The sequence below is a fragment of the Acetobacter sp. DsW_54 genome (genome assembly GCF_002153575.1).
GTDB classification, from domain to species: Bacteria; Pseudomonadota; Alphaproteobacteria; order Acetobacterales; family Acetobacteraceae; genus Acetobacter; species Acetobacter fabarum.
Map to the genome: position 1 here is coordinate 1 of NZ_JOPD01000004.1, position 22,246 is coordinate 22,246.

The 22,246-nt window shown below is 55.5% G+C and carries 22 protein-coding genes and 1 tRNA gene; 11 read left to right on the forward strand and 12 right to left on the reverse strand.

The window, feature by feature from the left end:
- Positions 1-504: 504 nt before the first annotated feature.
- Positions 505-1,290, reverse strand: a complete 786-nt coding sequence (locus tag HK20_RS03505) for an SDR family oxidoreductase (RefSeq protein WP_086645714.1) — start codon at positions 1,288-1,290, stop codon at positions 505-507.
- On the reverse strand, positions 1,268-1,738 hold the full coding sequence (locus HK20_RS03510; RefSeq protein ID WP_158093025.1) for a dihydroneopterin aldolase: 471 nt from the start codon (positions 1,736-1,738) through the stop codon (positions 1,268-1,270). The genes HK20_RS03505 and HK20_RS03510 overlap by 23 nt, the downstream gene beginning before the upstream one ends.
- Positions 1,739-2,142: 404 nt before the next feature.
- Here HK20_RS03510 and HK20_RS03515 point away from each other — a divergent pair, with 404 nt between their 5' ends.
- From HK20_RS03515 to HK20_RS03540, 6 genes are all read left to right on the forward strand, one after another.
- Positions 2,143-3,612, forward strand: coding sequence for a mannose-1-phosphate guanylyltransferase/mannose-6-phosphate isomerase (locus tag HK20_RS03515; RefSeq protein WP_086645716.1), 1,470 nt, complete (start codon positions 2,143-2,145; stop codon positions 3,610-3,612).
- A 30-nt stretch (positions 3,613-3,642) separates the two neighbouring features.
- Complete coding sequence (locus HK20_RS03520) at positions 3,643-5,067, forward strand: FAD-binding oxidoreductase (RefSeq protein WP_086645717.1); 1,425 nt, start codon at positions 3,643-3,645, stop codon at positions 5,065-5,067.
- A gap of 179 nt (positions 5,068-5,246) precedes the next feature.
- On the forward strand, positions 5,247-6,062 hold the full coding sequence (locus HK20_RS03525; RefSeq protein WP_086645718.1) for a MetQ/NlpA family ABC transporter substrate-binding protein: 816 nt from the start codon (positions 5,247-5,249) through the stop codon (positions 6,060-6,062).
- Entirely contained in the window at positions 6,059-7,039 is a 981-nt protein-coding gene (locus HK20_RS03530; protein WP_086645719.1) for a methionine ABC transporter ATP-binding protein, read from the forward strand. The genes HK20_RS03525 and HK20_RS03530 overlap by 4 nt, the downstream gene beginning before the upstream one ends.
- Positions 7,020-7,691, forward strand: a complete 672-nt coding sequence (locus HK20_RS03535; RefSeq protein ID WP_086645720.1) for a methionine ABC transporter permease — start codon at positions 7,020-7,022, stop codon at positions 7,689-7,691. Before HK20_RS03530 ends, HK20_RS03535 begins: the two co-directional genes overlap by 20 nt.
- Positions 7,692-8,176: 485 nt before the next feature.
- Entirely contained in the window at positions 8,177-8,545 is a 369-nt protein-coding gene (locus HK20_RS03540) for a helix-turn-helix domain-containing protein (protein WP_086645721.1), read from the forward strand.
- A 131-nt stretch (positions 8,546-8,676) separates the two neighbouring features.
- Here HK20_RS03540 and HK20_RS03545 read toward each other — a convergent pair whose 3' ends face one another.
- The 3 genes from HK20_RS03545 to alkB all read right to left on the reverse strand — a co-directional run bounded on the left by HK20_RS03545 (position 8,677) and on the right by alkB (position 13,134).
- Entirely contained in the window at positions 8,677-11,061 is a 2,385-nt protein-coding gene (locus HK20_RS03545) for a TonB-dependent siderophore receptor (RefSeq protein ID WP_086645722.1), read from the reverse strand.
- 181 nt (positions 11,062-11,242) lie between these two features.
- Positions 11,243-12,424 carry a serine hydrolase gene (locus tag HK20_RS03550; RefSeq protein ID WP_086645723.1) on the reverse strand — a complete coding sequence of 394 codons (1,182 nt, stop codon included), beginning with the start codon at positions 12,422-12,424 and terminating at the stop codon, positions 11,243-11,245.
- A 29-nt stretch (positions 12,425-12,453) separates the two neighbouring features.
- On the reverse strand, positions 12,454-13,134 hold the full coding sequence (gene alkB, locus HK20_RS03555; RefSeq protein ID WP_198943875.1) for a DNA oxidative demethylase AlkB: 681 nt from the start codon (positions 13,132-13,134) through the stop codon (positions 12,454-12,456).
- Positions 13,135-13,248: 114 nt separating this feature from the next.
- Between alkB and HK20_RS03560 the strand changes: the two genes are divergently transcribed.
- Entirely contained in the window at positions 13,249-13,632 is a 384-nt protein-coding gene (locus tag HK20_RS03560; protein ID WP_086645724.1) for a hypothetical protein, read from the forward strand.
- An 84-nt stretch (positions 13,633-13,716) separates the two neighbouring features.
- Here HK20_RS03560 and HK20_RS03565 read toward each other — a convergent pair whose 3' ends face one another.
- From HK20_RS03565 to pdxA, 7 genes are all read right to left on the reverse strand, one after another.
- Positions 13,717-15,189, reverse strand: a complete 1,473-nt coding sequence (locus HK20_RS03565) for a sodium:solute symporter (RefSeq protein ID WP_086645725.1) — start codon at positions 15,187-15,189, stop codon at positions 13,717-13,719.
- Positions 15,186-15,365 (reverse strand): DUF3311 domain-containing protein, encoded by a 180-nt coding sequence (locus HK20_RS03570; RefSeq protein WP_086645726.1) that lies wholly within the window; start codon positions 15,363-15,365, stop codon positions 15,186-15,188. Before HK20_RS03570 ends, HK20_RS03565 begins: the two co-directional genes overlap by 4 nt.
- A 179-nt stretch (positions 15,366-15,544) precedes the next feature.
- A complete protein-coding gene (locus HK20_RS03575) occupies positions 15,545-16,036 on the reverse strand; it encodes a hypothetical protein (RefSeq protein WP_086645727.1) in 492 nt (163 codons plus the stop codon).
- A gap of 17 nt (positions 16,037-16,053) precedes the next feature.
- On the reverse strand, positions 16,054-17,232 hold the full coding sequence (locus HK20_RS03580; protein WP_086645728.1) for an anhydro-N-acetylmuramic acid kinase: 1,179 nt from the start codon (positions 17,230-17,232) through the stop codon (positions 16,054-16,056).
- Positions 17,233-17,239: 7 nt separating this feature from the next.
- Positions 17,240-17,572 carry a hypothetical protein gene (locus HK20_RS03585; protein WP_086645729.1) on the reverse strand — a complete coding sequence of 111 codons (333 nt, stop codon included), beginning with the start codon at positions 17,570-17,572 and terminating at the stop codon, positions 17,240-17,242.
- Complete coding sequence (locus HK20_RS03590; protein ID WP_086645730.1) at positions 17,573-18,295, reverse strand: pyridoxine 5'-phosphate synthase; 723 nt, start codon at positions 18,293-18,295, stop codon at positions 17,573-17,575.
- Positions 18,292-19,263, reverse strand: coding sequence for a 4-hydroxythreonine-4-phosphate dehydrogenase PdxA (pdxA, locus tag HK20_RS03595; protein WP_086645735.1), 972 nt, complete (start codon positions 19,261-19,263; stop codon positions 18,292-18,294). Before pdxA ends, HK20_RS03590 begins: the two co-directional genes overlap by 4 nt.
- A gap of 222 nt (positions 19,264-19,485) precedes the next feature.
- Here pdxA and HK20_RS03600 point away from each other — a divergent pair, with 222 nt between their 5' ends.
- From HK20_RS03600 to HK20_RS03615, 4 genes are all read left to right on the forward strand, one after another.
- A complete protein-coding gene (locus tag HK20_RS03600) occupies positions 19,486-19,851 on the forward strand; it encodes a lipopolysaccharide assembly protein LapA domain-containing protein (protein WP_086645731.1) in 366 nt (121 codons plus the stop codon).
- A complete protein-coding gene (pyrF, locus tag HK20_RS03605) occupies positions 19,844-20,557 on the forward strand; it encodes an orotidine-5'-phosphate decarboxylase (protein ID WP_086645732.1) in 714 nt (237 codons plus the stop codon). Before HK20_RS03600 ends, pyrF begins: the two co-directional genes overlap by 8 nt.
- Positions 20,558-20,559: 2 nt before the next feature.
- Positions 20,560-21,204, forward strand: coding sequence for a phosphoribosylanthranilate isomerase (locus tag HK20_RS03610; protein ID WP_086645733.1), 645 nt, complete (start codon positions 20,560-20,562; stop codon positions 21,202-21,204).
- A gap of 72 nt (positions 21,205-21,276) precedes the next feature.
- A tRNA-Ser gene (locus tag HK20_RS03615) sits at positions 21,277-21,367 on the forward strand.
- Positions 21,368-22,246: the final 879 nt, after the last annotated feature.

Genomic DNA, 22,246 nt, shown 5'->3' on the forward strand with positions numbered 1-22,246 from the left:
AGGACACTGCCCTTTCACGGCGGCAACACGGGTTCGAATCCCGTACGGGATACCATAGGTTTTTGAAGCATTGATTTTTCTAGTAAAAATCAGATGCATTTTTCCTTAAAATAAAAGCAAAATACTGGTGAGAAGAAAACTAGATTACTCACTATAATCAATATTTGAACACTATTCTATAAGTGTCAGTCGAGTATTTAATTGCTATTTCCTCGTTCTTGTAAAAATGAAATTATTTTCCTGTGCAGTTGTTAATATTTCTATGCGGCCATAAGTGCCTATAATAACGATCGCTATCGTGCGGGGCATCAATGGTATAGGTTGTGGGAATATTTATTTCGTATTTTCCCCTGATTGAATGGACCTTTCCAAGGTATTCTATTGCTGCAAAGAATTGGTATTATATTCCGGAAGGGAACGCTAAGTGTCTTAACTGATTACAGCAGTTCCACTTATGCGCCCCACTTCATGTTTTGTAAGACTGAAATTTGTAAAAATTATTACTCAAACGACCGTTGTATCAAAAGCCACGTCTCTTACACGGTTGATAAGGCTTTCTCCCCCATCAAGGTAGATGACCTGCCCAACCATGGATGCCGCCGACAGAATTAAACTCAGACATGCAGAAATTTCTTCCGGGGTGGAACTGCGACCGAGTGGGGTGGCACGCCAGGCACGTTCAAAGCCCTCGTCTGTCTGCTTGCCGCTTCTCAAGGTCAGGCCGGGGGCAATGGCGTTGACCCGGATTTTGGATTTGAAGGCCATGGACAGGACCTGTGTCACGCACAGCAGTGCTGCTTTGCTGATTGTGTAGGAAAGAAAATCGGGATTCAGGCTTTTAACCTTGTGATCCAGAATATTTACGATGCAGCGGTCATCAATATTCCCCGGTGCACGCGCAAAATCCCTTGATAGGAAAAGGGGGGCTGTGAGGTTGGGTTCCATATGCTTGTCAAATGAATCGTAAGTCAGTGAATCAATATTATCGTATTCAAAATTGGAAGCATTGTTCACAAGAACGTCTATGGCACCATAACGCTCGACAACTGCCGGAATAAGTTTTTGAACATCTTCGCGATTATTAAAATCGGCATGAACAGCAAAGCACTCGTAACCCATGGAGGTCAGAGAGTTTACAAGTTCAAGAGCTTCCTGTTCGGAGTGATTATACTGAATGGCAACTTTCCAGCCGTTCCGGGCAAGATCCTGCGAAAGAACAGCTCCGATGCGCTTTGCTCCCCCTGTTACAAGAGCAACCCGGGCATTGTTATTCTGATCGCGACTGGTCATAGTTTTTCCTGTTTACATTACCTGCGGGCAGTAGCTCAGAGCGTTCACCACAAATCTCAATACCAGCTCCGTCTGCTTCGTTAAAGATATCAAGTTTGGTGATGGAGATACGGATCGCATCCACGAATGGGTTAGCAAAACAAACCTCAACCAGTTCTCTGGCAAGGGTTTCCAGCAGGGGGGTATGTGGCCGCTCTGGCCATGTGATGATGGCATTGCGGACCGGATCGTAATCAATGTAAAGGTCTTTGTCGTGGGCTTTTGCGCCGTGCAACCATGCAAACATTTCAACATTAACGCAAAGTCGTGTCGGTCTTTCCGGGTAGAGTTCCCATGGGTGCAAACCAACCTGCGCATTCACAATGACATTTCGTAAGACTGACTTGAGGTATGGTCTGGTGCCTAAAGGTGATGCAGCATTAGGTGATGGCATGTTGTCCCTAATCATCTCACCAAACATCCTTTGTTGGTAAATAATAAAATATAAGATTTTTGAGTATAAAAAAATCCTCGATCTCGGCAAGGGGAATGTCCGAGTGCGGATGCTTGGAACTTGTTTGAGTTATTGTCTTTTTTTGCTCCCGCTGCGTCAGTGGTAATGGGTTTGTATGATATTTCAATTCAGTTATTTGGTTATATTGAAATAAAAAAGTTAGTTTACAGAATTTCTCAGATAAAATTTTATATAAATAAAATAGAGTTTATAAGAAAATAAAAGTTATTTTCCAATTTGTGGGAGAGGTATTTTTGCCCTCCCACTAAGGGAGGATCAGGAATGATTGTCATGGTCGTATGCCTGTATTACGGAAAGAAGGAGGGCTATAGCGCGCCGTAAGGCTTGGGGGTACGAGCATGGTTGGTGACAAAGACGAAACCGGTGGTAGCCCGGAGCAGGAGGGCATGCCCGATATTGTGCCGGTTATTCTGTCTGGTGGGGCTGGGAGCAGGTTGTGGCCCGTCTCGCGCGGGAGTTTTCCCAAGCAGTTCTGGTCCTTGTTAACCGACTTTACACTTTTGCAGGATACGGCTTTGCGGGGGCAGGCCAAAGGGGTGGCGGCTCCGGTTGTTGTCTGTAATGCCGAGCACCGCTTTGTTATTGCCGAGCAGCTTCGCGGTGTGGGTATCCACGATGCCCGGATTATTCTCGAGCCCGTTGGCCGTAATTCGGCCCCGGCCATTGCCGCCGCCGCATTTGTTGTGGCCGAACACAACCCCGATGCCGTGTTGTGGGTCATGGCTGCGGATGCTGCTATTCAGGATGTACACAAACTGCATGTTGCTCTTGAGCATGCCGTGGCGGCAGCCAAAGCAGGCTATGTGGTCACCTTTGGCATGGCCGCAACCCGGCCGGAAACAGGCTACGGGTATATTGAGCAAGGTGCCGCTCTTGCGGGCATGCCCGAAGTTTATTCCGTCACCCAGTTTGTGGAAAAACCGGACAAGGGCAAGGCAGCCGCTTTTCTGGCGCAGGGGGGGTATTTGTGGAATTCGGGCATGTTTGTTGTCCGTGCCGCGACTTTTCTGGCCGAGATGCAGCGTTACGAACCGAACCTGTATGCCTGTGTTGAAGAGGCCGTGCAAAAACGTAAGACAGATATGGATTTTGAAAGACTGGACCCGGACAGTTTTTCCCGCTCTCCCGATATTTCGGTTGATTATGCCGTGGCGGAACGCACGGATAAGGCAGCCGTTGTGCCCGGCAGTTTCGGCTGGTCGGATGTGGGGAGTTGGGACGCCTTGTGGGAATTGGGGCACAAGGATGCCCAGGGCAATGTGACACATGGCAACGTGCTGCTAGAAGATGTAGGCCAGTCTTACGTGCGTACCGATGGTTTGCTTGCAGCAGTTCTGGGCGTGGATAATCTGGTGGTTGTGGCAACGCAGGATGCGGTGCTGGTTGCCAGTAAGGACCGGGCGCAGGATGTTAAAACCCTTGTGCAAAACCTGAAAAAAAACAATATGCCCGAAGCGGACACGCATCGCCTGACCTATCGGCCCTGGGGGCATTATGAAGCTTTGACAGCAGGGCATCGTTTTCAGGTCAAAAAAATTGTCGTCCAGCCGGGGCAGAAGCTCTCGTTACAAAAACATTATCATCGGGCTGAACACTGGGTGGTTGTGGAAGGCACAGCCCTTGTCACGCGTGGTGTGGAGCAGGTGATTGTGCGGGAGAACGAGAGCATCTATCTGCCACTGGGCAGTCTGCACAGGCTTGAAAATCCCGGCCGCATGCCTGTTACCCTGATCGAGGTTCAGTCCGGTTCGTATCTGGGTGAGGATGACATTGTGCGTTTTGATGATATTTATAGCCGGACTAAGTAGATTTTTTCAGTAAAGACTGGGGAAGAAAAAATGCCTAACGTTTCTTTTATTCCCCATGCAGCGGCGCGTGTTTCTGCTGTTTTGGCGCAATTGAAGGATTATCTGGGGGACAAGGTCTCCACCAACCAGTCTGTGTGTGAAGCGCACAGCCATGGCGAAGCGCTGGAACTGGCGCGCCTGCCCGCAGCGGTTGTGTTTGCCGAAACAACGGAAGATGTCTCGACCGTTCTGGGCATATGCCACGGGGCCTATGTGCCTGTTGTGGCCTTTGGGGCTGGTACATCGGTGGAAGGGCATGTTACGCCGCCTGAACATGCCGTGAGCCTCGACCTGTCCAGAATGACCGGGGTTCTGCAGGTGAATGCGGAGGATATGGACTGCCGCGTGCAGGCAGGCTTGACCCGGCAGGAGCTCAATATCCGTTTGCGTGATACGGGGCTGTTCTTCCCCGTGGACCCGGGTGGTGAGGCCACGTTAGGGGGCATGTGTGCAACCCGTGCTTCGGGCACCGCAGCAGTGCATTACGGCACAATGAAAGAAAACGTGCTTGGCCTGACAGTGGTTATGGCAAATGGAGAGGTCATAAAAACTGGTGGACGGGTAAGAAAATCCTCCACCGGGTATGACCTGACCTCCCTGTTCATCGGGTCAGAAGGGACTTTGGGCATTATTACGGAAGTCCAGTTGCGCCTGCACGGTATTCCCGAGCAGCTTTCGGCTGCGATCTGCCAGTTCGAAAATCTGGAAGATGCGGTCCGCACGGCGGTGGAAGTGATTCAGGCCGGGGTGCCGATTGCGCGCGTGGAACTGATGGACGATGTGCAGATGGCGGCCAGCATCCGCTATTCCGGGCTGGATGAACTGCGGCCGATTACTACCCTGTTTTTTGAATTTGCCGGTGCCCCCGCTTCCGTGCGGGAACAGGTGGACGTGACCGAAGCTCTGGCCGGGGACAATAACGGCCTTGGCTTTGCCTGGGCAGACACACCGGATGAACGGGCCCGGTTGTGGAAGGCGCGGCATAACGCTTTCTGGGCCGTTAAGGCACTTTATCCGGGCTTTAGGGTGATCAGCACGGATTGCATCGTGCCTATTTCTCAACTCGCTCTCCTTATTGTGGGGGTTAAGGCCGATATTGAGGCATCCGGGTTACAGGTTGCCATTCTTGGCCATGTTGGGGATGGTAATTTTCATACACTGATCATGACGGAAGACACGCCTGAAGGGAGTGCAAAGGCTCTGGAGCTTGACCGCAAAATTGTTGCGCGCGCACTGGCACTTGATGGCTCATGCAGTGGAGAGCACGGCGTAGGGGTTGGCAAGCTGGAGTTTTTGGAACGAGAACATGGCGCGCAATCCCTTGAGGTGATGCGAACATTAAAAGTTGCTCTGGACCCACGGAATATTCTCAACCCCGGCAAGCTTTTGCCAGAAGGGCTGGCTTATATCGGGTAACGGGCTTGCAAAGGTCTGTGCGGAGTGCTTCCGGGTAAAAACCGTATTACCTTTGCGGGTCATGGGGGCGGGACACTACAAATAAACTTGACAATCGGGTGCTATATTTTATTCAAGCAGAACTGATAGTGATTTATTGTGTTGTCTCTTCCCATTCCTTATAGCGGGGTTTGTCAGCGATGGTTTCTTTCCTTCTTTCCCGTCGGGCTGTACTGGCTGGGGGCATGGCGTTGGCATGTGCTCTGGCGGGCCAGACCGCATATGCCGCGCCACAGGTTCTGCGCGTAGGCATTATGGCAGGGGAAGATGAGGACGTGTGGCCCGTGGTAGCGGCCAACGCCGCCCGGGATGGGCTGGAACTCAAGCTGGTTACTTTTTCAGATTACAATGCTCCGAACGAGGCGCTGGCAGAGCATGAGCTGGATGCCAACGCCTTCCAGCATACTCCTTTTCTGGATGCCCAGAACAAGGCCAAGGGGTATGGCATTGTGTCGGTCGGGCATACTTACGTGGCACCGATCGGGCTTTACTCAACACGCTGGAAATCTGTTGCCGACCTGCCAGACAAGGCTGTGATTGGCGTACCTAATGACCCGACAAACGAAGGGCGCGCCCTGCTTCTGCTGCAAAAACTGGGGTTGATCAAACTCGCGGCGGATGCAGGGAATACCCCAACAGCGCTCGATATTACGGAAAACCCCCATAACATCAGTATCCGCGAGCTTGATGCTGGTGTGGTGGGGCGTGCCCTGACCGATCTGGATGGCGCGATAATCAATACGGACTGGGCCAAAAAGGTTGGCGTGGATATTGAAAAAACACGCATTGCGCAGGAAACAGCCGATAATAACCCGTATATCTGCATTATAGCCGTGAACGAAGCCGATAAATCTGCTCCGTGGGTTGCCAAACTGGTGCACGCCTATCAGCAGCCCAATGTGCGGCAGGCTCTGGACAAGGCGTTTCATGGCGCTGTGCTGCCATCTTGGCCATGAACCTTTTAGAAGTCGAACGCCTTAACCGCTCCTTTGGCGGCCAGCCTGCCCTGCACGATATTTCGTTTACGGTGCCCAAGGGGCAGCGGCTGGGTATTATTGGCCGCTCAGGGGCAGGTAAATCCACGCTTTTACGGTGCCTGAGCGGTCTGGACCGCCCCCAGTCTGGCAGAATACTGCTGGAAGGGGAGGATATGGCTATCCTGCCTGAGGCAAAGCTTGTTCTGCTACGACGCAGGATCGGGCTGGTTTTTCAGCACTTCAACCTGCTCAACTCGCGCACCATTGCGGCCAATGTGGCCCTGCCGTTGCAAATTGCCGGTATGCCCAAGGCCGAGCGCAACAAACGTGTGATGGAACTGCTGGACCTTGTTGGTCTGGCGGACCACGCGGGCAAATATCCGGCTATGCTTTCTGGCGGGCAAAAGCAGCGTATTGGCATTGCACGGGCACTGGCTGCCCACCCGGCCCTGTTGCTGTGTGATGAAGCAACCTCGGCGCTGGACCCGGAGACAACCCAGACAATTCTGGCGCTTCTGGCCGATATTAACCGTGTGCTGGGCCTGACCGTTGTTTTTATCACGCATGAGATGGATGTCGTGCGCAGTCTGGCGCAGCAAGTGCTTGTGCTGGAAAAAGGGCGCATTGTGAGCCGTGGCAAACCGGCCGATATTCTGGATGCCAACCAGCTGGCCGCTGTTCTGCCGCCCAATCTCAGCCAGACCCCGCAAGATGGCAGCCACGCCATTGTGCGCCTGACCGTGGCCACACAGGCAGTGTTTACCCCTTTGCTCCACACGCTGGAACAACAGTGTCAGGCCAGTTTTGCCCTGCTGCACACCCTCCCCAACCCGGAAAGGGAGGAACTGGTGGATGTGGTGGTGCAAACAGATGGTCTTTCCGTCGCAACCATGAACGCTCTTCAGGCGCATGCCTGTGCAGCCGAGGTAATTGGATATGTCCCGGCTCATTCTTGATCTGCTCTGGCGCGCTACGGCTGAGACACTGGAAATGGTTCTGGCCTCCGGAGCGCTGGCGGTTGCTGGCGGCCTGCCGCTGGCTGTGCTGCTTGTTCTTACCTCCCCTTCGGGGCTGTATCCTCTCCCGCTGTTATCCCGCTTGGTGGGTGGGGTCGTGGATGCGGTGCGGGCTGTACCGTTTATTATTTTGCTTGTGCTGCTTATTCCCTTCACGCGCATGGTGGTTGGCACCGCGTTGGGTACAACGGCTGCTATTGTACCTTTGTCCATAGCGGCCATTCCTTATTTTGCCCGTATTGCCGAAGTATCTTTGCGGGAGGTGGATACCGGGCTGGTCGATGCCGTACGGGCCATGGGGGGCACTCGGTGGATGGTGGTACGCTATGTGCTGTTGCCAGAAAGTCTGCCGGGGTTGATCTCGGGCTTTACGGTTACGCTGGTAACGCTTGTGGGCGCATCTGCCATGGCAGGGGCCATAGGTGCAGGTGGGTTGGGTGATCTGGCAATCCGCTATGGGTATCAGCGCTTCAACACCACGGTCATGTTCGGGGTGGTGGCTGTTCTAATCGCTCTGGTTATGGTCTTGCAGGGCGTGGGTAATTTTCTTGCACACTCCTTGCGTCATACAAACCCGGGGCGGGCAGAGTAAAAGGGCAGCACTACCTAACGCTCGCATATGGGGGCAGTGCAGTAGGGATTCAGCCGAGTCACTGCAGGGGTCGAGCTATGTGGAGCAGACAGCGAAGATGTTATTTTTAAAGCATAAGTCATGCAGGTGCTGTGGCCGCTCCAAGGCTGCAAACCTGTGTGCCGTATTTTATTCTTCCTGCACACATCACTGAATAAAGCAAAAAATAACACTTATTTTATTGTTTTGAGCGCCAATATAAATCTCGCTCACACAGGAATGTGACCACAAAATAGAGCTTTGAAAAATTAACGGCCCGTAATTTGTTGCACATGATTGATCCTGTGTTATGACTATAACAGGTATGCACCACTTTATTGGTTACCTGCTTTTCTCATGGATATGATTTGAGGCAGAGCAGCGCGCACTCTGTGCATTTTTAAATATGGTGCGAATTTTTCCGGCAAAAGCATTCTGCCACGGCGTGGTAAAATGGAGGAATTAAGATGGCTCAACGGGACAATGTTATCTCGCCGGGTGTTGAACTTGGTCAGAGAATCAAAATTCTTCGCAAAACTGCCGGCCTTACACAGCAGCAGGTTGCCGATGCACTCGGTGTCTCCCGCCCCGCCATAGCATTCTGGGAAACAGGGCGTGAGGGAAGTGCGCGCAAGCATATTCCCAAACTGGCAGCATTGTTGCACGTGGAACCAGAAGTGTTTCTGACAGGCTACGTGCAGGAAGATATTGATCTGATCGTCTCGCCCGATGAGCGGGATATGGTTTCCCTTTACCGGATGCTAGATGCGTCCCGCAAAGTTTCCGCCCAGAAGTGGATGGAACGGCAGGCAAAAACGGTTAGTCTGGAAGGATAATCGTTTTTAGGTAATCTGGCCTGCCAAAGGTAAACGTTCTTACCGTTGTGTATGCGTTGCAGGGTTCGCACATAAACAGGCTGCCTGCAAACGGGGTTGAGTAGGGGACAACCTACCCAACCCTGAACCGCTTAGAACTCCATGGAAAGAGTGAAGTGGTAGATGCGGGGCAGGCCAGCATAGAGTGTCTCAGGTGTATTGGACACGGCACCGGGGGAGCCAGCAAAAACCGATGCCCAATAGCGCTCATTTGTCGCGTTGCTTACCCCAAAGCGTACAACCCATGGGAACTTGACGACGTTAAAGGCATAACGCGTGCCCAGATCCAGCGTGGTGTAGGATCCTGTATGGAGCGTATTTGTCAGGTTTGCTGCACGGTTGCCCATGTAATGCACATTGGCATTGAACGCCCAGCCAGAAGCAAAGGAACCAAGCGAGGCAGGCAGTCGGTAGTCCAGCAGCATGTTGGCCTGTAGCGGAGCTGCCCCAATAATTTCCTTATTATTATATTTGCTTTCCTTGCTGTTAATAAGCTCGGCATCCAGCCAGGTGACACCAGCCAGAACGGACAGGTTGGGCAATACTTCGCCAGAAATCTGGGCTTCCACACCGTAGTTACGCTGTGTTCCAACATAACCATATTCCAGCGGCAGCTGCGCTCCGCTCACGGGGTTGGTGCAGGTTGAACCGTTGGGGCAGTAGCTTGCCGCGTATTTTGATGTCATGCGGAAACCTGCAACGTTAAACTGCATTTTCCCGTAACGGAGTTTATAGCCGACTTCATATTCTTCCGGGCGGATCAAAGGCTGTGTCTGATACGCGTTGGAGTTGGAGGCATTGGCCACCGCACCCGGTTCGACCGAGCGGGCATACGTGAAGTACAGGGTCTGGTTATCGGTGGGTTTATAGAGCAGGCTAACCGTCGGGCTAAAAGCAGCACTGGCCTGAACGGATTTTTCCAAAGGACTGGGCACGACTTTGCTCTTGGGGCCTCTCTGGTCTATCCAGCTCCAGCCCAGTGTGCCCAGAATTGACCAGTGTTTGTTAAAGGTCAGGGTATCCCCAATAATAAAAGACTGTGTGGTAATGCGCCCTGATTCCCAGCGCCCATGGTAGTAAGGCTGTTTGCCGTTGACCTTGATGGGGTTGTAGATGCTGGCGTGGTCGGCGGCTGTTACCGTGCTGACCGCGGTGCCAGGGGTGGTCGGGTTATAGGTCCCTGACATGTAGCCATTTGTACCAATCACCAGATCATGCTTGACGGGGCCGGTGTAAACACGCCCGTTAAAATAGGCCATGTTACTGCCAGTACGGAAATCATTAGCTGTTGCAGCAGCCGTGACCGTCTGGGTGTAACCCCCGGTGTTATTGATAAGTGTATCGTTTGAGGCAAAAGACTGGCGTGCGGCGTCTTGGTACAATCCGCCGAGTGTAAAGCTCCAGTCTTTGTTGATCTCATGCTTGATCTTGGCCAGAAACGTATTGGTTTCCATATTGTAGCCGCTCCAGTCCTGCCCCAGATAGGGCTTGCTCAGGTCCGGAGCCGTGGGGAGGGAGCTGACATAGGACGGAATCGCTTTTGTAGGCGTTTCCTGCACGGCAAAGCCCGGGGCGGTCCCGCGTTCCACAAACGTGTAATGGCTGGCATCAAGCTCAATGACCGTTTTTTCATCCAGATGGATGTCAAAATCAGCACTGACCATCTCACGCCGGATCCAGCTGCCCTGTGTGTAGGCCGTGCCATTGGCGTGCAGCATGTTCAGCCGGTAACCAAACCAGCCATTTTTGCCAACCCGGCCTGAAATATCACCGTTAACCGTAGGTGTGCCGATGGAATCCACACCAACGGACAGGCGTTCGGTCCGTCGGTCTGTGGGGCGTTTGAGCGTGTATTCAAACATGCCGGCAGGGTTCTGGGGGCCATACATTGCACCAGACAGGCCATTGAGAACCTGCAGGTTATCCACCCATTCCCCTGCATAAGGGGTGGTGGAAACCACGTTCAACCCATCCAGACGGGAGTTGGACCATACATCGGCTTCAAACCCGCGCGACTGCGGGCGGGAGGTATTGGGGTCCCCGCGAATTTCAAGCTGAACAGAGGGCAGATACTGCGCCATGTCATTAATGTTGCGGATCTGCTGGTTAACCACAACGTCATGCGGCACCCCCATAACGGAGTAAGGCGTATCCAGTGTATCCCGGTTTCCCAGCGGGCCAAGATAGACAATCTTGTTCATGTATTTGGCGCTGGTGCCGTCTGCTGCGTGATGGCCATGCACGTTTACGGTTTCACCGTTCGAGCCATCCAGAATCCCGGCAATGGGGGCCATGGTTTTGGCTGTTTTGGGTGCTGCGGTTTTTGGGGTGGTGGAGGTGGATGCCTTGATGGAAGTCTGCTTGCCGGTAGCGTCTTGTTGCTCTGGTGCCACAGGCTCTGCGGCCAGCGTGGACGTAGTTAGCAACAACGCGCTAAATGTTCCGGTGGCGAAAAATGTATGGAAACGTGCGTGCATGGATCAGGCTCATCCGGGGTCAGGAGGGGTATAAAATTGATGCCTGTTTTGCCGGGTGAGTCAGGGGTTTGTCTATATACGGTCACACATAAACCTATATATGAACGAATATAACCATGAAGTGATGCAGGAATAACACACCAGCTCTGTATGCCATGATAAATGGCGATAAACCGGGTTTTTAAGGCCCGAACGCGCGCAAAGCCAGTGCCGCGGCAGTTGCCACATCCCTGCGCAGGGCCACCACATTGCCTTGCCCTTGCGGGTGTACGCGGTTTGTCAGAATCATCACAAAGCTACGGGTATTGGGCACCAGCCAGAGGGACGTGCCGGTAAAACCGGTATGGCCAAAAGAGGAGGAAGGAAAGTAAGCCCCACGGGCTGTGGAGTAGTGGGTTGCTATATCCCACCCCAACCCGCGCAGGTCGGTTTTGCCTGCGGGCTGCTGGGGGGTGGACATAAGGTACAGGGTTTCTGCCCGCAGAGGAAAAGCCGAGGGCAGGCCGGCCAGTTTGTTCAACAGGGCCTGTGCATAAGCGACTGTATCCTGCGCGCAGGAAAATAACCCCGCGTGCCCTGCCACCCCGCCCATACGCCGGGTTGTTGGGTCGTGCACAACCCCGCGTAGCATATGCCCGTTTTCATCATACTGTGTGGGTGCGATAGTGTTCTGGTATGATGATGCAGGAAGAAAAAAAGAATTGTGTAAACCAAGGGGTTTGAGAATATGCTCCATGGCATACGCGGCAAGGGGCTGGCCGGATAGGCGCTCCACAATCAGGCCTAGCGTTATAAAATTAAGGTCACTGTAAACAAACTGTTCGCCCGGCGTGGTTTGGGGGGCACTGTTCATGAGCATCCGCACCCCTGTCTGCTTGCCCTGCCATGCAAAGCTCAGGTCCAGATCTGGCGCAAGGCCGGAATAATGTGTGAGAAGCTGGCGGATGGTAATGTCCTGCTTGCCATTAGCCGCGAATGCGGGAAGGTAATGGCAGGCCGGTGTATCCAGCGCGATAAGGCCCCGCTCATACAACTGCATGATGGAAGGTGCTGTTATCAGAACCTTGGTCAGGGAGGCCATGTCAAAAATGGTATCCCATGTCATGGCTTCTGCTGGGGGGAGCAGGCTGCGCTGGCCAAAAACACCGCGCCATACCATGCGGCCTTCATGGCCTATGGCGGCAACGGCTCCGGGCATTTTGCCATTCTGTATGGCCTTGCGGAAAATCTCTTCCACCGGGGCAAACGGGGCAGGCTGAGTTTGCTGGGCATAAGCCGGGGGGCATAGGCCCGCAAGGCAAGTGGCCTGTGCCAGCCCAGCATACAGGGCTTTGCGGCGGGTCAGCAGAGTGCGCAAGGGCATGTTGGGTAGCTCCGGGCCAGAATAAAGGATCAGGAAGGGGCCGCAACATGGCGGAAGGTGATGTTATAGCGGGTCAGCCCCGTTACCGGGTGTGGGGCAGGGGCAAGCCCTTTAATGCCGTGGTAGTGCAGGCGTGCGGGTCCGCCCCAGACCAGTACATCCCCATGGTCCAGCGCAAAGGTGCGCACCCTGTCACGCCGGTTTTGTCCACCCCACATAAAAAGACCGGTTCGCCCGAGCGAGAGTGAAACAACAGGCTGCGTCATATCTCCTTCATCCCTGTCCTGATGCAGCCCCATATGGGCACCATCCTGATAACAGTTGAGTAGGCAGGCATTGGGGGTAAAACCGGGGTACCCGGCTGTTTGCGCGGCGTTGCGTGCAAGGGCAAAAAGGCTGGCAGGCATGGCAGGCCATGGCTGCTGGCTTAGCGGGTCAACAGGCGTGTAAGCGTAGCCCTGCGCGGAGCTGACCCAGCCCAGTGCTCCGCAACTGGTCATGGCGGCGGACATGGTGCCCCCACCGGGGGTGTGCATGTGGCGGAAAGGTGCCTGTTCGGCCACCGCCTGCAAAGCCTGTAAATAAATGGTGGCGGAGGATGTGGCAAACTGGCGCAGCAGCAGGGCACCGGGTTCCAGCACCTCGCGCGCGGGGCGGTTGTCTGGCAGCAGGAGGTCCAGTTGTCTGGCGGGGGGCTGGGGGTGTGTCATGGCGGCTCCTGATGAAAACCGTTTGCGACCCCGCACACTCTTTGGCACAGGACAGAAGAATGCTATCAGCATTGCCAAACACTGCCCCCGCTTGCAAGGAGCCAGACAGCCCCCATGCCCCCTTCCGCACAGGATATTATGCTTATTGGTGGTATTCCTGCCCTGATCAGCTACCAGGTGCCACGCTCGGTTTTTCGGGGGGTGTTTGTGGGGTTGAACGCCGAAGTGGACTTTTTTGCAAGCACGGTTGCCGGGCTGGAACCGCAGGGCGAGGCCGCGTTACGCTCCTTTTTAAACCTGTGCCAGAGTAACCGGCGGTCCCCCCTGCTTTTGAGCGGTGATGCCCAGAAAACCTATCTGCTGGAAGAGATTTATGAGCAGATGGCCGAACCTGCCCGCCGGTGCGGCATAGATTTGTATGACGTCGTGCGTGAGCAGGTCAGGACTTTTCAGCCCGGTGGGGGAAAAGCCGCTCCGGCTATTCTGCTAAGCCTGTAAGGCCGCGCCAGTTGTATAGCCACAAAAAAGGGATGCGCCTTGCCGGGCGCATCCCTTTTTGCTGTGTAGCGTGTGGACCGGTGTTTAGGCCGGTTCTTCCACATTGTCGTGTTCTGCCACGATGGCTGTCTTTTTGGCTGGATAGAGAGCCGAAACCACAACAACAACAATCACATTGACCCCAAGGGCCAGCAGACCCGTGGAAACATTGCCCGAGAACAGGCCAAAGTTAACCGGGTGAATAGGCTTAAGCCCATCCATCCAGCACAGGCTGACCCCAAACACGGTGCCAATCAGCCAGCCTGCCAGCATGGCCGTGGCGGAAAAGCGTATTTTGAGCAGACCCAGAATAAGTGCGGGAAAGGTCTGCAGAATGAACACGCCGCCAAGGAGCTGGAAGTCAATGGCGAACTGTGCATTCAAAAACAGCACGCACACCAGAGCGCCCAGCTTGACCACAAGCGAAGTCAGGCGGCTGGTACGCACAGGGTTTTTCTGTGTAGGGAGCAGGTTGCTGGTGACAAGGTTGGCAGCCCCAATAGCCATAACGGCTGCGGGTACAAGTGCGCCAACAGCAATGGCGGCTAGGCAGAAGCCCGCAAACCATGCAGGAAACACTTTCTGGAACAGCATGGGCACAACCATGGAGTTATTGGTTGTGATAATCCCAGCGGCATGCGCCATAAAGCCCAGCATGGCAATCAGGCCCAACACAATGGTGTAAATGGGCAGGAAGACCGCGTTCTGGCGGATGGTGTCGGCCGAGCGGGATGCCAGAATACCCGTAAGCGTGTGTGGGTACAAAAAGGCTGCCAGTGCGGAGGAAAGGGCAAGCGTTGCATAAGGCAGGCCCTGACCGGGTTTGAGCATGTTCTGCGCATGTTCAACCGAGGTAAAAAGTGCTCCATACCCGCCGGTGTGCAGCGGAATGACCGTAACTGCCACAAGCACGGCAATATAGATCATGATGTCCTTGATAAACGCGGTCAGGGCCGGGGCATGCAGCCCACCCAGCCACGTATAAGCCGCCAAGGACAGGAAGGCGATAATCAGGGGCAGGTCCCCCGGCAGCCCGAGTGCCTGAATAACGGTGCGGATCCCAATAAGCTGCAGGGCAATATAGGGCATGACGGCAACAAGCCCGGTCAGTGCAACCACAACTTCCAGCGCGCGGCTGTCAAAGCGGGCACGCACAATATCGGCCGCCGTGGCATGCCCGCCTTCACGCGCGATTTTCCACAGTTTGGGCATAACGATAAAAATGAACGGGTACACGATAATGGTGTAGGGCAGCGCAAAAAAACCGTAAGCGCCTGCGGCGTAAACCAGTGCCGGCACGGCAATAACGGTATAGGCCGTGTAAAAATCCCCACCGACCAGAAACCACGTAACCCAGGGGCCAAACCCACGCCCGCCCAGCGACCATTCCTCATGCGAGGTGGCCGTGTTTTTTTTGCTGAACAGCCCGCGTATCCACTGGATGGAAGACCCGATCACAATGGTTGCGGCAAAGAAAAGGATAAAGACGCCAAGCGCCCACGGATTGATCGTGCTCATGCGCGGTTACCCTTTTTCCAGACCACCCAGATCAGGACGGATGTCACCGGAACCCAGGCGAACTGGTACCAGTAAAAGAAGGGAAACCCGAGCAGGACCGGGTCGTGCCGATCATACAGCGGCGTCCAGAGCAAACCCAAAAAGGGTAGCAGAAGGAGGTAATTAAGATATTTCATTTCGTGAGACCGGATTATTTTGTTATTTTTGTTCGCAACCGGCTGACCATGCCGATGGAAATCGGCTTATGTCAATTACGCCTGAAGCGATTTCAGGCGAGTATAATCAGAATTGTGTTTTTTGCGCATCAGGTATGCCCCTGTTATAACGCGAACGTCATAAGCAGGGGCAGAAGCGGTTAGCGTGTGGTGTTGATCTTGTGTTCCTGCAACACCTTGTTCAGGCTGTCGCCGTACTGGCGGTAGCTGCCTTCTGGCACACAGCCAAGCTCCTCCAGTTCTTCCAGATCAGCACCATGGTTGATCCACTGGTTGGCCTCGCGCGAGTCCAGTGTGCTGGGAATGGGCCGGGCCTCGTACACAACCGGCTGTTCCGAATCCTCCGATGCACCAAAGGACAGAAAACTGTCTTCAGCCGGAGCCTTGTTTTCGCTCAGGCTGACCTGCCCGCAGACAACCTGTTTCTTGTCGCTGTTGGTATGTACGCTCAGCTTGCGGAACTTGGGGTGTGCGCTGGGAAAACGCGTTGTCAGCGATTTGAGCGTTTCCTTGACAAAAGGTGATGCTTTTTGGGCGCTGTTATCCAGCATGGTCTGGGCTGCGGCAGTGTGGTGCACGGCCACGGAACCCAGGCTGGGCAAAAGAATGCAAAGCGCGAAAAAACGTTTCATCAAGAAGGTCTTTCCTGTCAGTCTGAATGGGATGGGGGAGGGCTGGTCGTGTGTGCATCCGGCCAGAGCCGACGCCCCCACGGCGTAATGCTCATGCAGGTCAGCCGCCCACCTGTCTGGGGCGACGGTACACCCGTTGTGGTGGGGAGGGAAAGAGGCAACCCCGCAAGGCTGCGCACCGCCAGAAAGCCAAAACATTCAGCTTCCAGTGCATCTCCGTTCCAGCCAAGCTGTTCTGCCGGGTGCAGGGTGCCGGGCAGGGCTTGGGCCAGTGCTGCCATAAGGGCCGGGTTGTGCCTGCCTCCCCCGCAGACAAACCATTCCCGTGGCTGTTCTGGCAGCAGGGTGCGGGCAATGCTCTGTGCAGTAAAGGCGGTAAGCGTTGCTGCCCCATCCGCCGCACCCAGTGCCCCGACTTGCGCCAGAGCGGAATGGAAGCTCATACGGTCAAGCGATTTGGGGGCAGGTTTATGGAAAAAGGGATGCGCGAGGAGGCGGTCCACCAGAGCAAGGTTGGCGGTACCCTGGAGCGCCAGTTGGCCATTGGTGTCGCACGGTATGCCGGTGTGCTGGTAGGCCCAGTCATCCAGCAGGGCGTTCCCCGGCCCGGTATCACACGCAAGAATGTGCCCGTCATGGGTGACAAGGGTCAGGTTGGCAACGCCACCGATGTTGAGCGCTGCAACGGGATAAGGCCGGTTACGGAGCAGGGCCGCGTGGTAAAGCGGGACCAGAGGAGCCCCTTCTCCCCCTGCGGCAACATCAGCGCTTCTAAAATCATGGACCACGGGCAGGTCAGTCTGGGCAGAGAGGCAGGCGGCATCCCCGATCTGCCATGTGCGGCCGGGCTGGTGCAGAATGGTCTGGCCATGAAAGCCCACAACATCCACCGTCCAGTCCGGGGCAAGCGCGCGTAGGCGTTGCGCGGCCTGTACATGCACCAGCGTTAAGGCATGTTCTGCTTCCTTGAGTGCGGCACTATCGGGGGTAAGGGTCGGTGCACTATCAAGCAGATCGCGCAGATTCTGGCGGATATGCACGGGGTAGGGCAACGTCAGCGATGGGCCATGGGCGGTAACGGATAGGCCATCCGTGCGGATGAGGGCGGCATCCACCCCGTCGAGCGATGTGCCGCTCATCAGGCCCAGTGCGTTCAGGCTGCCATCCGGCGTAAACGGGGGAGGGGGCGCAGGCATTAGCGCATCAGGGCTGTGTGGTTTCCAGCCCGGGCTGAACCTGCCCGGTAGCTACATTCCACAGCATGATCCGCTCGTGCTCCTTGCTTGCAATCTGGATGGCCAGCAGGTCATCATGCACGCGGGTTATGGTCAGCATGTGCTCGTCCGGCCCAAGGGCGAGGTGGGCGTTGCGGGCGTCCGTTAGCGGGATGGCACTGGCAGGGGCAGGCTGGTGGGGGGCGTTCATGCGGTGGATGACCACGCCTACCAGAACAACCACACCGACAATAATCAGCACCCCCATGCCCACAACCGCAGCCATGAGCGCTTTTGGCGTCTTGTAGTCCTGCTCTTCCATTTAGTGTCCTGCTGCTTTGTCTATATGGGCGCGCATGGTCTGGATAACCGTTGGCAACCCGTCAAAAATGGCCTGACCGATCAGGAAGTGGCCGATATTCAGTTCCCGCACAGGGGTAAGGGCGGCAACAGGGCCGACATTCTCGTAAGTCAGGCCGTGGCCTGCATGCACTTCCAACCCAAGGCTGGCTGCCTGTGCGGCGGCGTGTTGCAGGCGTTCAAGTTCTCCCGCCCGACCCTCTGCATAAGCGCCGGTATGCAGTTCCACAACCTGCGCGCCTGTGGCGGCTGCCGCGGCAATCTGTGCGGGGTCGGGGTCTATGAACAGGGACACCCGGATCCCCCAGCCCTTGAGTGCATGGACCTTGGGTGTCAGCACCGAGGACTGGCCAGCGACGTCCAGCCCGCCTTCGGTTGTCAGCTCCTCGCGGCGTTCGGGCACAAGGCAGCAGGCATGGGGGCGCAGGTTCTGGGCAATGCCCAGCATTTCCTGCGTTGCGGCCATTTCCATGTTCAGGGGGGCGTCTACCTCGGTGCGCAGGCGCTCAAGGTCTGTATCACGGATATGGCGGCGGTCTTCGCGCAGGTGGGCTGTTATGCCATCTGCTCCGGACTGCACGGCCAGCAGGGCAGCGGCTACGGGGTCGGGGTGCTGGCCCCCACGGGCATTACGGACGGTGGCAACATGGTCAATGTTGACGCCAAGCCTGATGGCCGGTCTCATGCATTTTTCCTTCTGTTCGCGGCCAGTGTTGCGGCCAGCTTTATGGCCGCTGCCAAGCTGCGTGGGTCTGCCTTGTTCTGGCCTGCTATGTCAAATGCCGTCCCGTGGTCTGGCGATGTGCGGATAATGGGCAGGCCAAGGGTTACGTTTACGCCTTCGGCCATATCCAGTGTCTTGAGCGGGATCAGTCCCTGATCATGGTACATGCACAGGGCAACATCGTATTGCGCGCGGGCATGGGGGGTGAACATGGTATCCGGCGGTAGGGGGCCGCTTACGTGCAGCCCTTCATTGCGCAGGGTATTTATGGCGGGGAGAATAATCTCCTGCTCTTCATGCCCCATTAGCCCATGTTCGCCTGCATGGGGGTTCAGGCCTGCAAAGGCCAGTCTGGGGTGGCGTAGGCCAAAGTCACGTTGCAGACCGGCAGCAACCGTGCGGGCTGTGCGGATGATCAGTTCGGTGGAAAGCTGGGCAATGGCATCCCGCAGTGCCACATGCACGGTAATGGGCACGACCTTGAGCGAAGGGCCAGCCAGAAGCATGACCTCATCCCCCGGTGTCTGGCAGAGTTCTGCCAGATAGCTCGTATGCCCGGGGTGCCGGAAGCCTGATCCTTGCACAACTTCCTTGCTGATCGGGTTGGTGATCATGGCCGAGGCCTCCCCGCTCAGGGTGAGTTCCGTGGCAAGGCGAATGCTCTCAAGAACACTGGCGGCATTGCGGCGGTCCGGCTCCCCTGGTGCGGGGGGCGTTGCCAGATGCAGGGGCAGCACCGGCAGGGCGTGGCCAAATACATCTGCGCCGTCAGACAGGTAACGAATGGTCTGTACCGGCACGCGCCGCTCCAGCAGGGAGGGATCGCCCACATATACAAAAGCAGGCCCGCTCTGGCGGAGGGCCTGCCAGACCGCGGCGGTAATTTCGGGCGCAATACTGGCCGGGTCACCCTGCGTCAGAACCAGCATGGCTGTGTCTTCCTTATCCGTCATTGTTGCTGTCTTTGCCTGAACCTCTGGCAGAGAAACGCAGAAAGGCGCGTGCGTAAAGGGGGAGAGTGTTCGGCCGGGCGGGATATGTGTTTATGCCAACACGCGGGTAAAAGACCGTGGTAGGGTGGTACAGGCTGCCTTGCGGCTGGTTTGTCTGCCATTCTTGTTCTTTGCGTAGGATAGGGCTACCACATCATCATGATCAGGCTCATAATTGTTGTACCGTTCCTGCTTGCACTTGTTGTGTTCAGTGCCAGTAATCAGGACCCGCTGGATATGTGGATGCTCACATATAGCTGGAAGTGCTCGCTGGGTGTGCTTGCACTGAGTGTGGGAGCTCTGGCTTTTCTGCTTGGAGCGTTCTGCCTGTGGGTGGTCGAGTTCCGGCAGGGGCGCAGGGCGCGCAAGGCCGAACAGCAGGTCCGGGATCTGGAGGCACAACTGGCACAGGTGCGGGCCATGCTGGCTAACCGTGCACCTCCCGTTGTGCCTGTCCCTGATGTGCAGCCTGTTGTTACACCACAGCTTAACCCTGCAGGGAACGAAGAGCACTCCAATGTCTAATACACCTCGGCGCACCGGCCTTATTGTTTCTCTGGATACGCAGGACCCTGCTCAGGCGCGCCAATGGGTGCAGGATGTAGCGCCCGTGTCCGGCATCATCAAACTGGGGCTTGAGTTTACTTACGCTGCCGGCTTTCAGGCTGTGGCAGATGTTGCCGGTGGGTCACCACTGTTTCTGGACCTGAAGCTGCACGATATTCCCAATACGGTTGGTGCAGCGGTGCGCTCCCTGTCTCACCTGCGGCCGCGTATGCTTACCCTCCACGCTTCTGGCGGTCGCGCCATGATGGAAGCGGCCCGCACGGCCTGTGATGAGGCTTTTCCCCAAGGGCAGCGGCCTTTGCTACTGGGTGTTACGGTTCTGACCAGTCTGGATGATCAGGGACTGGCGGAAACCGGGGTTATGGATGGCGCGCGGGCACAGGTGCGCCGCTTGGCCAAGCTGGCTGTTGAGTCTGGTATGGATGGCCTTGTCTGTTCCGCGCATGAGCTGGATGTGCTGCGTGATGATCTGGGAAGTGCCCCGGTTATTGTGACGCCCGGCATCCGTCCCGCTGGTGCAGCAAAAGGTGACCAGAAGCGGGTCATGACCCCCGCTCAGGCGCGGGATGCAGGTGCAGACTGGATTGTGGTTGGCCGCCCCATAACGCAGGCTGCACAGCCGGCTGCTGCTGCTGCTGCCATTATGGCGGAACTGGAAAGCTGAACATGCCCGGGCGTTTACACACAGGTGTTAAAATCTGCGGCCTTACGGAGGAAGCGGGGTTTGATGCCTGCGTGGAACACGGGGCAGACTGGATTGGCTTTGTTTTTTTTGATCGCTCCCCACGTTGTGTAACGCCGCAGCAGGCCGCAAGCCTTGCTACCCGTGGCGTGGGGCAGGCCAAAACTGTTGGCCTGTTTGTGCACCCACGGGATGAGGATATTGCGCGGGTACTTGAGCATGCAGACCTCGATATCCTGCAGATTTATGCGTCAGAGGAACGCGCGCAGCAGGTGGTGCAAGCATTCGGCGTACCTGTCTGGCTTTCGTTCCCGGTTGCGGGTGCTGCGGACCTGCCAGCATCCTGCCCTGTTCAGAAAATGCTCATAGAACCGCGTCCTCCCAAAGAGGCAACCCGCCCCGGTGGAAACGCTCAGAAGCTGGACTGGTCCATGCTGGTAGGCTGGAAGCCTTTATTCCCGTGGATGCTCGCCGGAGGGCTCAGGGTCGATAACGTGGCAGAAGCGATCCGTATTACAGGTGCTCCTGATGTGGATGTTTCGTCAGGGGTGGAGAGTGCTCCGGGCATTAAGGATCCTGCTTTGATTGCGCAATTTGTGCGCAATGCACGGCAGGCGGACAGGAATTAAGGAAAAAACAGAGCCGGAGGACTTTTTCCCTCTTGCCTGTTCCGATAATCTTGCTATTACCGTCCTCGCGCTGGAGAGATGGCCGAGCGGCTTAAGGCGCACGCTTGGAAAGCGTGTGTACGTTAATAGCGTACCGAGGGTTCGAATCCCTCTCTCTCCGCCACACCACTTAAGTGGCTAATTTCACAGCACAAAATTTTTGGCTTTCCGTTGTGTAATACAGTCGTGTGTTACAGAAGCGATAAAGATTTTGGCTCTTTCCCTCTCTTCATGTTGTGTTTGTATCAGACTGGTCTCTCCGGTGGAGGGAGCCTGCTGAGCGGGATTATTTGCGTCATTTGCAATGATTTTTAGTGGAAAGACACCCCAGAAACGTACGGTCCGCACAGGGCGCTTTACAACAACTGGGACGCTATGGGTGGTTTTGCACGGATGATAGATGGCCTGCCTATCGAGGAAACTTTAGGGTCGATACGACCTGCCTGAAATTGCGTATCGTGTGATGTCGAGCCCGTGAATAAAAACGGGGCCGAGGTGATCCGATCGGTTGCACCCCAAGCAGCATGAATATGCAGCCCGTGTCGTGACCGACAGGAACGGATGCTCTTAGAGAGTTTCTTCGTGACTGGGTGTGGGTCAGTGATGACACACGTAGGGAGGGGCGTAACTCTCCCTAGCCGCCTCCCAAAAGCACAATGGCTGATCGGGGTTATAACGCGGGCAGGTTTCGTGATGCTCTGCATGTGGGGGAGGTCAAGCCTTACATTCCAGAGCGGAGTTCTTGCGCCCGGCCATCATGCGCGACAAATGACACCATAGTGCCAAAACCCCATTGAAATCATGCTCGGCAGGCTCAAGAGGTGGCGGTGCGTTGTTGCTCGCACCGGCAGCGGCCATGGTTTTCTTTATGCCACTAGCCCTCTTCTGGTCATGATATCTGAACTTAATTTCTCAGATATTCGGCTGATCTGGTCATAACCAACGTACTCCGCGCCCCACATGGACATTTTGTAACATATTTAATGAGTGGATTTATGGTGAT

Bases quoted from the DNA above. Each gene is read 5' to 3' on its own strand.
- HK20_RS03505 (WP_086645714.1), bottom strand. From the start codon at position 1,290: ATGACCAGTCGCGATCAGAATAACAATGCCCGGGTTGCTCTTGTAACA.
- HK20_RS03510 (WP_158093025.1), bottom strand. From the start codon at position 1,738: ATGATTAGGGACAACATGCCATCACCTAATGCTGCATCACCTTTAGGC.
- HK20_RS03515 (WP_086645716.1), top strand. From the start codon at position 2,143: ATGGTTGGTGACAAAGACGAAACCGGTGGTAGCCCGGAGCAGGAGGGC.
- HK20_RS03520 (WP_086645717.1), top strand. From the start codon at position 3,643: ATGCCTAACGTTTCTTTTATTCCCCATGCAGCGGCGCGTGTTTCTGCT.
- HK20_RS03525 (WP_086645718.1), top strand. From the start codon at position 5,247: ATGGTTTCTTTCCTTCTTTCCCGTCGGGCTGTACTGGCTGGGGGCATG.
- HK20_RS03530 (WP_086645719.1), top strand. From the start codon at position 6,059: ATGAACCTTTTAGAAGTCGAACGCCTTAACCGCTCCTTTGGCGGCCAG.
- HK20_RS03535 (WP_086645720.1), top strand. From the start codon at position 7,020: ATGTCCCGGCTCATTCTTGATCTGCTCTGGCGCGCTACGGCTGAGACA.
- HK20_RS03540 (WP_086645721.1), top strand. From the start codon at position 8,177: ATGGCTCAACGGGACAATGTTATCTCGCCGGGTGTTGAACTTGGTCAG.
- HK20_RS03545 (WP_086645722.1), bottom strand. From the start codon at position 11,061: ATGCACGCACGTTTCCATACATTTTTCGCCACCGGAACATTTAGCGCG.
- HK20_RS03550 (WP_086645723.1), bottom strand. From the start codon at position 12,424: ATGCCCTTGCGCACTCTGCTGACCCGCCGCAAAGCCCTGTATGCTGGG.
- alkB (WP_198943875.1), bottom strand. From the start codon at position 13,134: ATGACACACCCCCAGCCCCCCGCCAGACAACTGGACCTCCTGCTGCCA.
- HK20_RS03560 (WP_086645724.1), top strand. From the start codon at position 13,249: ATGCCCCCTTCCGCACAGGATATTATGCTTATTGGTGGTATTCCTGCC.
- HK20_RS03565 (WP_086645725.1), bottom strand. From the start codon at position 15,189: ATGAGCACGATCAATCCGTGGGCGCTTGGCGTCTTTATCCTTTTCTTT.
- HK20_RS03570 (WP_086645726.1), bottom strand. From the start codon at position 15,365: ATGAAATATCTTAATTACCTCCTTCTGCTACCCTTTTTGGGTTTGCTC.
- HK20_RS03575 (WP_086645727.1), bottom strand. From the start codon at position 16,036: ATGAAACGTTTTTTCGCGCTTTGCATTCTTTTGCCCAGCCTGGGTTCC.
- HK20_RS03580 (WP_086645728.1), bottom strand. From the start codon at position 17,232: ATGCCTGCGCCCCCTCCCCCGTTTACGCCGGATGGCAGCCTGAACGCA.
- HK20_RS03585 (WP_086645729.1), bottom strand. From the start codon at position 17,572: ATGGAAGAGCAGGACTACAAGACGCCAAAAGCGCTCATGGCTGCGGTT.
- HK20_RS03590 (WP_086645730.1), bottom strand. From the start codon at position 18,295: ATGAGACCGGCCATCAGGCTTGGCGTCAACATTGACCATGTTGCCACC.
- pdxA (WP_086645735.1), bottom strand. From the start codon at position 19,263: ATGCTGGTTCTGACGCAGGGTGACCCGGCCAGTATTGCGCCCGAAATT.
- HK20_RS03600 (WP_086645731.1), top strand. From the start codon at position 19,486: ATGATCAGGCTCATAATTGTTGTACCGTTCCTGCTTGCACTTGTTGTG.
- pyrF (WP_086645732.1), top strand. From the start codon at position 19,844: ATGTCTAATACACCTCGGCGCACCGGCCTTATTGTTTCTCTGGATACG.
- HK20_RS03610 (WP_086645733.1), top strand. From the start codon at position 20,560: ATGCCCGGGCGTTTACACACAGGTGTTAAAATCTGCGGCCTTACGGAG.